The sequence below is a fragment of the Pseudovibrio sp. SCP20 genome (assembly GCF_057774105.1).
The window spans coordinates 696,230-708,972 of sequence record NZ_JBYMDH010000002.1 but is presented as its reverse complement, the minus strand read 5'-3'; the positions used below and the strand labels follow the sequence as shown (position 1 = coordinate 708,972).

The following is a 12,743-nucleotide window of genomic DNA, read 5'->3' as shown; positions in this document are numbered from 1 at the left end:
TCCTAAGCGTGTCGCCCGGTCTGATCCCCTCCCAGGATTGTTCGTGCCCCGAATGACGGGCGGTACTAAACTCGCTCTAAGAGCTCAGCCGAAGCCCCCAGCTTCGGCTTTTTCTTTGCCTAAACCCTAGCGAACCTCGTCGTGCTGGACCGGTGCGCTGAACACGCCCACCAGAATGATTAGTAAATCAACCAACGCCCAGGCGGATACAATCATCCCAAACCCCAGAGCCCCGCTGACAACCGCCAGCATCCCGTTTGGCTCCAGTGCTTCGAGCTGGTTGAGGCCAGTGGCAATCAAGGCAAGCGTGATCAAAGAGAGAATGAGCATCACGGCACCGCTGAGCGGTTTGCCCAGATAAAACCGATGCAGCCCGAAGCCACCCAGAAAAAGGGAGAGGAATACTGTCATACCCGCAGATTTATGCGGGTTCTTGAGATAGAAAAAGCCTCTGTTGGCAGGCGAGATTGCGCTTCGATCGCTCATGACCACCTCAGCTGTGCTTCAGTCACACCCAAAGGCTGGCACGCCTTATCGATCAACACATCACTCGATATTCAGGGCACCAATCTACCAGCTGAAATTTCTACCCAAGCAAAAGCATCAAGTACTACGAGCCTAAAAGCTCTCCCGCACCAGCAGCACGATCAGCACAATCAGATCCACGAACACCCATATGTTCGCGATCATCGCCATCCCAATGGCAACGCCGAAGCCGATCCATTCTCCAGTGGTGAGGCTTGTAATCAGATCACGCCCCTCCAGCCCCAGCAGAAGCGGAATGAGGATCAAAACAGCCGTGATGTTCAGGCAGTTGATGACAATAGCACTGCCCAGCTTGCGCAGGTAAAACCGATGCGCTGCAAACTGCCCGAGCAAAAGCGCAAACAGAATGGCGTAGGCCGTGGATTTACCCGGTTCGGAAAAGTTGAAAATGCCTTCTCGCCGCCTTTGCGAAGGCAATGGAATATCATCAAACACCAACGACCTGCTTTCACCCATGCATTTGAAACATGCGGAAAGTAGCCAATGATTTCAGCAGGAGCAATGATCCAACCCAAGAAACCCCGGAACTTCTTCCGGGGCCACCTCTTGAAAGCATCGCAGCTTAAGCAGATTTTCTACGATCATCCCTATGAGAGATCATCGCCTGCTCATTGTCTCCAATAAAGTCACGAATGATCGGCACAGCATCCCGCTCCTTGGAGAGGATGAGCTGGAACACCATCAACCGGCCATGCAGGAAGTTCATTTCACAGCCAGACAGATAGAACTCCCACATTTTGCAGAAGCGCTCGTCGTACAGCTCTTTGATCTTGTCGCGATTGCGCTCGAAGTTCAGGCGCCAGTCCCGCAGCGTGTAATAGTAATGCAGCCGCAGGATCTCGTTGTCACAAACCCAAAGGCCCGTTTTCTCAATATCTGCAAATGTTTCGGAAAGTGCAGGACAATACCCGCCGGGGAAGATGTACTTGGTCAGGAATGGACCCGTCACACCCGGAGGCCCACTGCGACCAATCGAGTGGATGACCGCATAGCCATCCTGCTTCAGACAATCTCTGACCTTTGTGAAGTAGGCACCCAGATTGCCGTGGCCCACATGCTCCATCATGCCAACGGAAACAACGCGGTCAAACTCGCCCTCAAACTCGTTGTAATCCAGACAGACAAACTCGACCTTGCCTTCAAGGCCTGCAGCTTTCACCCGTTCTTCAGCAATCTTGATCTGCTCGGTAGAAACATTAAGAGATGTCACCTGCGCGCCAGCTTGCGCCATGCGAATGGCCAGAGAGCCCCAGCCGCCGCCGATTTCCAGCACAGTCATGCCCGGCTTCAGATCCAGCTTGGCAACAATATGATCCAGCTTGGCCTGTTGAGCTTCCTCAAGCGTATCTTCCGGCGTCCGGTAATAAGCACAGCTATAATTGAGCCCGTCATCAAGGAAAAGACGATAGAGGTCGGTCGAAAGATCATAGTGATGGCGCACCTGAGCTTTGTTCTTTTTCAGGTTCAGGCCAAGACGTCGCCGTGTATGACCGTCCTTCATAAAAGTGAGAATACGCTGGAGCGGATGTTCCGTAAGCAGACCGTCGTTCGCCATGAACACGGCAACCAGATCATTCAGAGTGAACCCCGGTTCCATGGTGATCAAGCCATCCATATAAGCTTCGGCGGCTTTCAGTTCGGGATCAATCAGAAGCGTATAGGGAAGCTTCTTACTGTGAAAACGCAGAGCGGCGGAGGGACCGCTATCTTCATCACCAAAAACGTATTTTCGGTCTTTGGCATCAAAAATTACAAGTTGTCCTTTCTGGACAAAATTCGACAAAATCTTCGAAAGTGCACGCATTTCTATTCCCCTATCATCTCTTATAGCTGACTTATTAGGGCGCCTTGTTGCGAGGCTCTTATTATATGACCTTAGGTAACTTTCGATTTAACCTAATGAAAAAAACCGTCACAAAGCAACTCCGCAGGAAATCTCACCCCAATATTCAAAGGATGAAAAACTGCAGAGCCCTTACGTAAACACGCCATTTTGCTTGACCTTTGGCAGTTTTCAGGACAAACGAACAAACTAATATCTGCCGCTTTGGTAAGCGCTTTCAATTCTGCTGTACTTTATTGCTCGTTTAGGATGGGGTTCTGTGTCTGTTGCTTTGAAATCGGTCATCACCGAAACCGCTCAGTCTCTTGAAGAAAAGCTCACCTCTCTTCTGGGAGAGAAAGTCCTTCCTCAGGAAGTAGCCCGCCCCGAACGTCTTCTGGAAGCGATGAACTATGCAGCCTTGTCCGGTGGCAAGCGCCTGCGCCCGGTTCTGATGGTCGAAGCAGCCCGCCTGTTTGGTCATGAGGACGAAGGCACGCTGGTTGCAGCCTCTGCGTTGGAATGCATTCACTGTTACTCCCTCGCCCATGATGATCTGCCAGCAATGGATGATGATGATCTGCGCCGTGGCCGCCCAACAACGCACAAAGCGTTCGATGAAGCCACTGCAATCCTTGCAGGCGACGCCTTGCTTACCATCGCATTTGATTTCATCGCAGATGAGCAGGTCCATCCAGACGCAGCAATCCGCCTACGCCTCTCTCAAGAACTGGCGCGCGCCTCTGGCATTGGCGGCATGGCAGGCGGTCAGATGCTTGACCTCGCCTCAGAACATCGCGACAGAACCGAAGCAGAGATCCGCCAGCTTCAGGCCATGAAAACCGGTGCTCTCATCCGCTATGCCTGCCGCGCTGGCGCAATTCTGGCAAATGCCTCTGATGATGACATCGCCCGCCTCACCCGCTTTGGTGAAATCATTGGTCTGGCCTTCCAGCTGGCAGACGACCTGCTAGACCTGACTGGCGATGCGGAAGTGGTTGGCAAAGCAACGGGTAAAGATGCAGAGGCTGGCAAGGCAACCCTCGTCAGCCTGCTTGGCGAAAGCCACACCCGTCAGGAGCTATCACGCCTGATCAGCGAGGCAGATGAACTGCTGGCACCATACGGTGCAAAGGCCAACACCTTGAAGACGCTGGCCCGCTACATCGCAGATCGTGAGAGTTAAGCAGTCTCAGCCTGCGCAAACTCAACTTCAGCTTCCGGCAGAACCGCAATGCTGCCCTCATACCCACCAAGGTAGATCAGCGTGTTGTTGTGATGCTCTCTGGTCTGCTTGCCAGTGGCATGGTCTTTGTCATGCGTGGTGTGCGCATCATTCACCAGCCGCAGATTATAGCCGAGTGACGCTGCACGGCGGAACGTAGTATCCACGCAGAACTCTGAAGCAAACCCGCAGATCGTCAGATCAGTAATGCCGCGCTCATCCAGCAAGTCTTTCAGGTTGGTTTTGTAAAAGGAATCCGGCGCGGTCTTGCGCACCTTCAGATCACTCTCCGCCACCACCAGATCGTCCGGTAGTTCCCATCCTTCAGCACCATAAGCCAGCGGATGGTTCTCTCGCTCATGCTGAACAACGATGACCGGAACACCTGCTTTACGCGCTTTCGCACTTAGGTTGTTGATGCGCGTGATCGTCTCAGTCCGTTCAAACGGCTGAGGTTCCACATCAAACAGCAGTTTTTGAACATCGATAATAATCAGCGCAGTGCTCATCGTTTCCTCATTCTGCAAGGAGAGAAAACCTCTCCCACTTCCCCTAAAAAATGCCCATGAATTAATCATAAGCATTTGTAATCAATAAGTATTTTCTTTGACCTTTGTGACCATCAAACGGATAGTCAATACCGAAGCAGACGGACAGGAGGTCACTTTATGGATCATGAAATGATGATGGAAGGCTTTGCCCTCTGGCAGGTCGTCATTATGATTGTCTGGATACTCGTTGTCGCCGTTCCACTGGCAAGGATCCTGAACCGGCTCGGCTTTTCAAGGATCTGGACCATTCTGGCCTTCGTTCCTCTAGTCAACCTGATCTTCCTCTGGATCCTCGCTTACACTCATTGGCCGATCGAAGACCGAATGTAGCCAGCTACTTCACGCAGATAACCTGATGCTCTCCCACAATGTCTGGCAGATTTCCGGGCATCATGAACACAGCATTCGGCGTGCCTGCGGCTGCCCATACTTCGTCAAAGCCCAGCAGATCCTCATCTACATACACCGTCAGCTGCTGCTTATGGCCCAGCGGAGGAATACCGCCGATGGAGAACCCGGTAACGTTCCGGACAAACTTCGCATCAGGTCGACCGATAGGCCCACCAACAAGTGCTGAGATAGCCTCTTCATTCACGCGGTTGGTCCCGCTTGCCAGCACCAGAATAGCTTCTTCACTATCAAGCTTCTGGAACACCAGCGATTTGACAATCTGCTCCTGCGCACAGCCCAGCGCCTGCGCCGCTTCCGCGGCAGAACGGGAGGAGTCCGGCAGCTCAACCACCTTCAGGCCAAGACCACGTTCATCCAGAAAACTCTGAAACTGCTTCGCTCGCTTACTTTGCAACATCACACCCCTCCTCTGGCATCTGTTCTTTTAGATAATCGACTGCGCCGAGATTCCAAACCGCTCTTTCAGAAACTTCAGCGCCAACGCTTGCGCCTCACCATTGATGGAATGATCCAGCCCAGCCAGCTCATGCGCTTCCACGTCAAACCCGGCATGAGCCAAAGCATCCTCCGCAGCTCCCAAATAAGCCGCAGGCACCACATCATCCTCACTGCCATGCAGCAGCATCACCGAAGGCCGAACCACCATCTGCTCCACCAGATGCGCCGGTCCACCCAGAACGCCCGAAAAGCTCAGCAATCCAGCCGCCTCAGAAAACCGACGTGGCCCAACATGCAGCGCGACCATAGCCCCTTGAGAGAAACCACCCAGAACCATATCCCGCTCCAGCAAGCCATAATGCTCCAACTCAGCATCCAGCACCCGGTTGATCAATGGCGCAGCAGCCTGCACTCCAATCCAGACTTCCCGTGCATCAAACTCAGAAGCAGCAAACCATTGCCGCCCTTCCACCCAATGCGCGCAAGGTTCCGGGCCATTCAGGCACACCACGGCGGTTTCCGGTAGAGCATCACGCAACACCTGCGCCGTCGGCTCCATATCACCAGCATCCCCACCATAGCCGTGCAGCAACACCACCAGCTTACGAACCGGCGCATGGCTAGGCTCCAGACGAATGCACTCAAGATTATGAGGCATAGGAATCTCCTTAAACCGGCAGGGTCTCGCGCCCTTCTTTCATCACACGGTAGTAGGACCAGAACAATCGCGCTGCTGTCCCACGGTGAGGAGACCACGCCTCGGCAATTTCGGCAAGCACCTTTCCTTTGGGGCGCTCGTCCAGATCAAACGCATGCTGCACAGCGGCTTGCAACGCCACATCTCCAACCGGAAACACATCCGGATGCCCAGCGCAAAACAGCAGGAAGATATCGGCAGACCACGGCCCAATGCCCTTGATCTCACAAAGTCGCTTGTGCGCCACCTCACCCGGCCAGTCCACCGCTGCACTCAGGCACAGTCCAGCCTTCAGCTCTTCAGCTATCGCCTTCAGAGTGCGCAACTTGGCATTGGAGAGGCCAACACCCAACAGCTCTTCATCACTCTTGGAAAGCAGCACGTCCGGCTCAAACGGCACTACCAGCGCTTCCAGCCGAGCCCAGATGCTGGCGGCAGCGGCGACAGAAAGCAGCTGCGCCACAACAATATTGCAAAGCCCCGAAAAGTCCGCTGAGCGGCGTCGCAGAGGCACGTCTCCCGCAACATCCACCACGCGAACCAACCGCTCGTCCAGCTGCATAAGGGACGCCAACTCCCGCTCAATATCCTCAAGCGTATCTATGGGTTTCAACGCCCCCTCCTCAAGTCGGCAAAGATGCTCTAAAACAGGCTTTCCATATTCCAAGTAGAACCATTTCGCAAATGAACTTGCCTGTCTATCGCTTTGCTCCTTCCCCCAACGGCCACCTCCATCTCGGCCACGCTTATTCGGCCATCCTCAATGATGAAGCTGCAAAGCAAAACGGTGGAAGGTTCCTGCTCCGCATCGAGGATATCGACACTGTCCGCTGCACACCACAGCTGCAGGAAGATATGCTGGAAGACCTGAGATGGCTTGGCTTGAGTTGGGAAACACCAATCCGCAAGCAATCAGAGCACTTCGGCGAGTACGCCAAAGCGCTGGAAAAACTTGAAAGCATGGGCCTCGTTTACAAGGCCTACCTCACCCGCGCCCAGATCAAACGCTTCGTTGCAGGAAAAGACGCTTCAGGCACCCTATGGCCAAGAGATCCAGACGGTGCCCCGCTTTATCCCGGAGACAACAGTGTTCTCTCCGAACAAGAGCAGGAAACCCTCCAAAACTCAGACGCCCCCTATGCCCTGCGCCTCAACATGGCCAAAGCCATAGGGCTGGCAGGCGCATCTCTCACCTGGAATGAGGCACATCACGGAGCAATTCAGACAGACCCAGCAGCTTGGGGCGATGTGGTGCTGGCCCGTAAAGACACGCCAACCAGCTATCACCTGTCAGTGGTAGTGGACGATGCTCTGCAAGGCATCACTCATGTTCTGCGCGGCAAAGACCTCTACCACGCCACCAGCGTCCACCGCCTGCTGCAAACCCTGCTGGACCTGCCAGAGCCTCACTACGAGCACCACGACCTCATCCTCGACGAAACAGGCCGCAAACTCGCCAAATCCGCCAAAGACACCTCCCTCCGCGAACAAAGAGCCAGCGGCACCACACCAGCACAGATCAGAGAGAGATTGAGGCTTTAAGCTCAATACCCCTGCACCTGAATGAACCAGAGCCAGAAGCTGACTGTGAAAACGGAGATTGCGGTGGTGATGGCGATACCGTTGGTGGACATGGCGTGGCCGGTGCCGAACTGGTTGGCCATGATAAAGGAAAACACGCCTGTCGGGCACGCTGCGATCAGCGTAGCAACGCCCACCCAGACGGACGGCAACCCAATCACATGAGCGGCAACAACAAACACCACAAACGGCATTAGGATCGATTTGATAATCGCCAGAACACCACCAATCGCCAGATTACCGCGAATACCATAGTTCACCATGCTCATCCCCACAGCAACCAGAGCAACCGGTGAGGCCGCTTTCGCCAATGGGGCCAAAACATCATCTGCTAGCTTTGGTATGTCCATACCCGACACATTCCAAAGCAACCCACCCACAACGCCATAAAGGATCGGGTTCGCCAGCAGTCCCTTGCCGACAGCAATCAATAGCTCCTGCTTGGAGCGCGGCGCTTTGTGTCCATCAATCACCACGGCACGTTCCATCAAAATGGAAGAGGTCAAAGCCGTCAGCGGAGCATGGAATACGATGAGTAGCGAAATCAACAAAGTGCCTTCAGACCCATAAACCGCATCGATCAAGGGAATGCCAACAAGCACGGTGTTGGAGAACGATGCTGTCAGCCCGGCAATCACCGCAGCCCGTGCCTCACGCCCAAACCCGACACGAACAAGCAGACCTCCCAGAAAAGCAACCACGATCATGGAACCGTAGTAAGTGGCCCAATACCCCCATGGAGAGATGCCATTGAGGTTTGCAGAGCCAAGACTACGGAATAACAGGATCGGGATCAGCAGATTCACACAGAACTTGCTGAGAATATCGCCCAGACCACGGTCCAGATACCCAACACTGGCAACAACATAGCCAATGCCAACAAGGGCAAAGATCGGAAAGACGACAAAGAAGACCTGAACAATCATGGGAAACTCGAAAGAGGTGGCAAGCACCTCTTAGTAGCCCAGAAAGTTTAAGATCCAAAGCCAGAAGCTCATTGTGATTATTGAGAAAATGGTCGTCAGGCTGATGGAGTTCGCACTCATCGCATGTCCGGTTCCAAACTGGCTGGCATAAAGATACGCCACAACACCGGTCGGGCACGCCGCCGCCAAGGTCGCCACAGCCACCCAAAGCGGTGAAAGCGGAAACACATAAGCCCCCAGAACGAAGACCATTGCTGGCATCAGCACAATCTTCAAAACACTCAACACACTGCCAATAGCAATGTTCCCACGCACCCCGTAGTTCAGCAGCGTCATACCAACCGAAAACAACGCAACCGGGCTCGCTGCTTTTGCAAGCGGATGCAACACACCATCCAACAATACGGGCAGATCATAGCCTGAAAAATTCCAGCCAACACCCAGCAGAATAGCAATCACCAGAGGGCTCTTGATCAACGTGTTGAACAGCGAGTGCATCACATCTTTGAAAGGCCGCGCCTCCTGATAGCCATCCACCACCACGGCGCGTTCCATAACCAGCACAAACACCAGAGTTACAGACGGTGCGTGGATTGAGATGATCAGGGAAATCGGAACCAGTGCCTCCTGCCCAAAAGCAGAGGTAATCACCGGAATGCCAACCAGAGACATATTGGAAAATGCTGCGGAGAACCCACCAATACAGGCAGCTCTGGCCTCTCGCTTAAATACCTTGCGCACCATGTAGCCACCCAGCACAGCACTGGTTGTAAGCGCGGTGTAATAGGTGCCCCACAGCGCCCAAGGGCTCAACCCGGCAAGATCAGCTGTTGCAAGGGTGCGGAAGATCAGAACCGGAATGAGCACGGTAATGCAGAAGGTGCTCAGGTTATCACCAACCTGCTTGCTCAGCAGACCGATATAGCCAAAGCCATAACCCACACCCACTGTCGCAAAAATGGGAAACACCACTTGCAGCGTACTAAACAGCATTCCGTGTCCGCTCTCTTTCCACCTTACAGCACTATCCCAGAGCGCAAGCAGAAAGGCTTGCAGGCATCAAACAACAAAATCTCGGTGGATCCTTGCCAGAACTGGGCGAACTTTTACCGTCAGTGTTTTAGGCTCTTCTTCGAGGATTGATCAAGGAGTTATCTCATGCCTGCGCCCAAACCGGCCCCAAAGCAGGATATTGCGAGACTGGTGCACGACCTGAAAACACCACTGTCCGCCATGAAAACGGCTTCTGACCTGATTGCTCAGGAGCCGCTCAGCGATCAGCAGCACCATCACCTCAACACCTTGCAGAAAGCCATTGGCTCACTGGAAGAGCTGACAGGCATCATCCTGCAAACGCACACGGAACCAGAGACACACCAAACAGGTACGCATCCAATAGAGCCGGAAGCCAAACCACTTCTGGAACAGCTCACCTACATCGTGGATCTGTTCTCACCGCAGGCAGAAAGCTCAGGCCACACGCTCACCCATCGCTGGTCTCGTGATGCCATGTCGGCCTATCAAACGCACTCAGATGAGCTGCAACGCATTTTGGCAGTGCTGGTTGATAACGCCATCCTTTACAGCAACACCGGCACCATCACTCTCAGCACTCACATCAAGTTCTCAAACCACGAACCCAACATCGTCGTCACGCTCAAAGACGCTGGCCCGGGTCTTTCTTCTGAACAAGCCTCTCATCTGGATGCAGCTCCCACACCGAAACGGAAGTCCGACGGTCATGGCCTCGGCCTCTGGAGCGCACGGCATCTGGCCTGCGAGAATGGTGGCGACCTGCGGCTCATTACAAACTCCGAACATGAAGCCAGCTTCGAACTCATCTTGCCTATTCAGGAAGTTGAAAAGAACAGGCAGCAGGCCCCTGCCTCGCAGAACATCACCCGCTCAGCGCTATCCGGGTCTGTGCTGGTCGTGGATGACAATGAGCCGAACCGGGAACTGCTGGCAGCCATCTTCTCTTCATTCGGCCTGATGGTGCGCACTGCTGACAGCGGCAAACAAGCGCTGAAGATGCAGGAAGAAACACCGTCAGATCTCATCTTTCTCGATCTGAACATGCCAGAAATGAACGGCGCCGAAACCCTCACTCAGATGCAAACAAACGGTTACACCAGAGCAAAAGCCTGCTTCGCAATCACCGCCAGCATTGCCCCAGAAGACCGTCCAGCGCTTTTCCAGCAAGGTTTCACGCAAATTCTGGAAAAACCCATAAACCCGTCAGCACTCTACAGCTTGCTGGAAAGCACGCTTCATAGCAACGGTTAGCCGATCCGCACGAAAGACGCATCCAGCGCTTCATCAAGCCGATCATTGCCCCAGTAAAGCTCACCCTTCTCAGTGATCATGCTCGGCGCCCCAAACACGCCAAGAGCCTCAGCTTCGGCAACCGCAGCCCGCAAGCCGATCTTCACTTCCGTGGTTTCCGCCTGCCGCATAATCTTATCCGCATCCAGATCCAGCTCTCGCAGCAACGCAATCATCAGCTCCGGTTTGGAGATGTCTTCATCCAGCGCAAAAGCCATATGGAACACCGCCCGGGTAAACGCCCCGATCCAAGGCTCCTTACGACCGGCAAATGCGATGCGTGAGGCCAGCAAGCTATGCTGCGGAAAGATACGCGGCTTCTTCCAGGGCAATCCCAGATTGGCAGCAATGCGCGCTACATCCCGCCACATGTAAGCGCCTTTCTTCTGGTTCGCGACAAAGGGAGAGCTCTCAAACCCCTGTCTGCGGAAGATCGGGCCCAGCAAAATCGGGCGCCAATCCACCTCAATCCCCCTGTCCTTCGCAAGCTGCTCAATACGCGCTGCAGTCAGGTAGGAGTATGGGCTGGCAAATTCATAATAAAACGCGAGCCGAGGCATTCTTTCTCTTTCTGATCCAACAGACCGTTAAGCCGCAGCCTATGGCAATGGATGCAATTTGTAATTATCTCGCAGGCCCCTATATGGGAGTTTGGCGATGCGAGACGTAATCTTGCTGAGCACCAATGGAATTTCAAGGCAGCACATTGGCGCAACGCTCAAAAACAAGTATACCGCCTTGTAACTCACAAGAGAGAACTCAGGAATTCCCGTGGTACAAGACGGCCCAAAGACTTCATTCTTTAAGAAGACCATCAACTTCTGCAGTGAACGACCTTTCACAGCAGTCCTGACCTACATTCTTATCGTCTCCGCGATATTTCTGATATTCCCGGGACTGGATGTCTGGGCATCCAACTTCTTCTACAACGGCGAAGGCAGTTTCCCAGTCTCTAAAGACCCGTTCTGGCGCAGCGTGCGCTACTTCGGCGTCTATCTCTTTCAGTGGGTCGCAGGCTTGTCCCTGCTGGTAATGCTGATCAAGCTGGCAATCCCAAAAATCAAAGCCCTGACGGATCTGCGCCATCCAATTTTCGTGGTATCCACGCTCATCCTCGGCCCAGGCCTTGTCGTCAACGCGTTCTTCAAGAACCTGTGGGGCCGCCCACGCCCACGGCAAACCGACATTTTTGGCGGAGACCTACCGTTCATCGGCGTATGGCAGCCAACTAACCACTGTGATAGTAACTGCTCTTTTGTATCGGGTGAGGCTTCAGCTTCTATCTGGTTGTTCACGCTGGTCTTCATCGCCCCAAAAGCCTGGCGCATTCCGCTGGCAACAGCCATCGGCGCATTGGTCTTCGTTCTCTCAGCCAACCGCGTGGCCTTTGGCGGACATTATTTCTCAGACACCCTGCTCTCCTGGGGCATCACCATGCTCGTGATCATTGGTGTCTATCACTACCTCTATCAGCGCACCCCAAACTGGGCTCAGCCGAATAATCTGGAAACCTCGTTCACCAACGGTGGCAACTGGCTGCGCACTAAAATCGGCAGTGCAGCTTGCTGGTGCGCACGCGGCACAAAGAGCTTCTTCCGCAAGTTCAAATAAGTATTCCAAAACGAAAAAAGCTCCGCAACCGCCTGCGGAGCTTTTCTATATGACCTGAAGAGAAGCCTAGATCTCTGTCGGATCCATCTCCTCACGGATTTCCTGAAGCAGATTGTAGGTGCCGTCCCGCACCAGATCATACACCTCATCAAACCCTTCATTCGCGCCGTAATATGGATCCGGCACATCCTTCTGCTCATCCTGCAACAGCAAGCGAATATTCGCTGTGTGCAGATAAGGCGCTTTGGCCTGAATGTTAGAGAGGTTGCTGGCATCCATCGCGATGATGTAGTGGAACTTCTCAAAGTCCTCATCTTCAAGCTGGCGTGCTTCCTGACTGGAAATATCAACACCATGCTTTTGCGCTGTCTGGATGCTGCGGATATCCGGCTTCTTGCCAGTGTGCCAACTCGCGGTTCCAGCAGAATCCACATAGATCTGCTCTTCCAACCCAGCCTGCTTCACATGATGACGGAAAACGCCCTCTGCCAACGGGCTTCGACAAATATTGCCAAGACACACAAACAGTACACGACGCTGCAACAAGACCACTGCTCCCTCCAAATCTGACTGCCTGGATATTTATCCCAGTCGAAATCTTTGCTCCAGA

The 12,743-nt window shown here is 53.7% G+C and carries 16 protein-coding genes; 5 read left to right on the top strand and 11 right to left on the bottom strand.

Annotated features, from left to right (window positions below):
- Window positions 1–126 precede the first annotated feature (126 nt).
- From AC3CB2_RS11740 to AC3CB2_RS11730, 3 genes are all read right to left on the bottom strand, one after another.
- Entirely contained in the window at window positions 127–486 is a 360-nt protein-coding gene (locus AC3CB2_RS11740; protein ID WP_352932059.1) for a TM2 domain-containing protein, read from the bottom strand.
- Window positions 487–618: 132 nt separating this feature from the next.
- Entirely contained in the window at window positions 619–981 is a 363-nt protein-coding gene (locus tag AC3CB2_RS11735; RefSeq protein WP_208989958.1) for an NINE protein, read from the bottom strand.
- 127 nt (window positions 982–1,108) lie between these two features.
- Entirely contained in the window at window positions 1,109–2,350 is a 1,242-nt protein-coding gene (locus AC3CB2_RS11730) for a class I SAM-dependent methyltransferase (RefSeq protein ID WP_352932061.1), read from the bottom strand.
- Between the two features lie 298 nt (window positions 2,351–2,648).
- On the opposite strand from AC3CB2_RS11730, the gene AC3CB2_RS11725 reads away from it, so the two are divergent.
- Window positions 2,649–3,554 (top strand): polyprenyl synthetase family protein, encoded by a 906-nt coding sequence (locus AC3CB2_RS11725; RefSeq protein ID WP_008550402.1) that lies wholly within the window; start codon window positions 2,649–2,651, stop codon window positions 3,552–3,554.
- Here AC3CB2_RS11725 and AC3CB2_RS11720 read toward each other — a convergent pair.
- Window positions 3,551–4,102 carry a cysteine hydrolase family protein gene (locus AC3CB2_RS11720; RefSeq protein WP_352932063.1) on the bottom strand — a complete coding sequence of 184 codons (552 nt, stop codon included), beginning with the start codon at window positions 4,100–4,102 and terminating at the stop codon, window positions 3,551–3,553. The genes AC3CB2_RS11725 and AC3CB2_RS11720 overlap by 4 nt on opposite strands.
- Window positions 4,103–4,261: 159 nt before the next feature.
- On the opposite strand from AC3CB2_RS11720, the gene AC3CB2_RS11715 reads away from it, so the two are divergent.
- The gene (locus AC3CB2_RS11715) at window positions 4,262–4,474 is read left to right on the top strand and encodes a hypothetical protein (protein ID WP_008550503.1); all 213 of its coding nucleotides are present in this window, start codon (window positions 4,262–4,264) and stop codon (window positions 4,472–4,474) included.
- A 4-nt stretch (window positions 4,475–4,478) separates the two neighbouring features.
- Here AC3CB2_RS11715 and AC3CB2_RS11710 read toward each other — a convergent pair whose 3' ends face one another.
- Genes AC3CB2_RS11710 through AC3CB2_RS11700 form a run of 3 tightly spaced genes read right to left on the bottom strand, consistent with a single transcriptional unit; the run spans window position 4,479 to window position 6,303 of the window.
- Window positions 4,479–4,952: a YbaK/EbsC family protein gene (locus tag AC3CB2_RS11710; RefSeq protein WP_054784857.1), complete on the bottom strand. Its 474-nt coding sequence runs from the start codon at window positions 4,950–4,952 to the stop codon at window positions 4,479–4,481.
- Between the two features lie 27 nt (window positions 4,953–4,979).
- Window positions 4,980–5,651, bottom strand: a complete 672-nt coding sequence (locus tag AC3CB2_RS11705; RefSeq protein ID WP_352932066.1) for an alpha/beta hydrolase — start codon at window positions 5,649–5,651, stop codon at window positions 4,980–4,982.
- A gap of 10 nt (window positions 5,652–5,661) precedes the next feature.
- The gene (locus AC3CB2_RS11700) at window positions 5,662–6,303 is read right to left on the bottom strand and encodes a DNA-3-methyladenine glycosylase family protein (RefSeq protein WP_352932068.1); all 642 of its coding nucleotides are present in this window, start codon (window positions 6,301–6,303) and stop codon (window positions 5,662–5,664) included.
- A 71-nt stretch (window positions 6,304–6,374) separates the two neighbouring features.
- Between AC3CB2_RS11700 and gluQRS the strand changes: the two genes are divergently transcribed.
- On the top strand, window positions 6,375–7,232 hold the full coding sequence (gene gluQRS / locus AC3CB2_RS11695; protein WP_352932070.1) for a tRNA glutamyl-Q(34) synthetase GluQRS: 858 nt from the start codon (window positions 6,375–6,377) through the stop codon (window positions 7,230–7,232).
- 2 nt (window positions 7,233–7,234) lie between these two features.
- Here the strand turns inward: gluQRS and AC3CB2_RS11690 are convergent, their stop codons facing one another.
- Together AC3CB2_RS11690 and AC3CB2_RS11685 are read right to left on the bottom strand one after the other, a co-directional pair.
- Window positions 7,235–8,197, bottom strand: a complete 963-nt coding sequence (locus AC3CB2_RS11690; protein ID WP_352932072.1) for an AEC family transporter — start codon at window positions 8,195–8,197, stop codon at window positions 7,235–7,237.
- Between the two features lie 30 nt (window positions 8,198–8,227).
- The gene (locus tag AC3CB2_RS11685) at window positions 8,228–9,190 is read right to left on the bottom strand and encodes an AEC family transporter (RefSeq protein ID WP_352932074.1); all 963 of its coding nucleotides are present in this window, start codon (window positions 9,188–9,190) and stop codon (window positions 8,228–8,230) included.
- Window positions 9,191–9,355: 165 nt separating this feature from the next.
- On the opposite strand from AC3CB2_RS11685, the gene AC3CB2_RS11680 reads away from it, so the two are divergent.
- Window positions 9,356–10,483: a hybrid sensor histidine kinase/response regulator gene (locus tag AC3CB2_RS11680; protein WP_352932076.1), complete on the top strand. Its 1,128-nt coding sequence runs from the start codon at window positions 9,356–9,358 to the stop codon at window positions 10,481–10,483.
- Here AC3CB2_RS11680 and AC3CB2_RS11675 read toward each other — a convergent pair.
- Window positions 10,480–11,082 (bottom strand): 2-hydroxychromene-2-carboxylate isomerase, encoded by a 603-nt coding sequence (locus AC3CB2_RS11675; RefSeq protein ID WP_014283162.1) that lies wholly within the window; start codon window positions 11,080–11,082, stop codon window positions 10,480–10,482. The genes AC3CB2_RS11680 and AC3CB2_RS11675 overlap by 4 nt on opposite strands.
- 211 nt (window positions 11,083–11,293) lie before the next feature.
- On the opposite strand from AC3CB2_RS11675, the gene AC3CB2_RS11670 reads away from it, so the two are divergent.
- Complete coding sequence (locus AC3CB2_RS11670) at window positions 11,294–12,133, top strand: phosphatase PAP2 family protein (protein WP_352932079.1); 840 nt, start codon at window positions 11,294–11,296, stop codon at window positions 12,131–12,133.
- Between the two features lie 66 nt (window positions 12,134–12,199).
- Here AC3CB2_RS11670 and AC3CB2_RS11665 read toward each other — a convergent pair whose 3' ends face one another.
- A complete protein-coding gene (locus AC3CB2_RS11665) occupies window positions 12,200–12,685 on the bottom strand; it encodes a low molecular weight protein-tyrosine-phosphatase (protein ID WP_352932081.1) in 486 nt (161 codons plus the stop codon).
- Window positions 12,686–12,743: the final 58 nt, after the last annotated feature.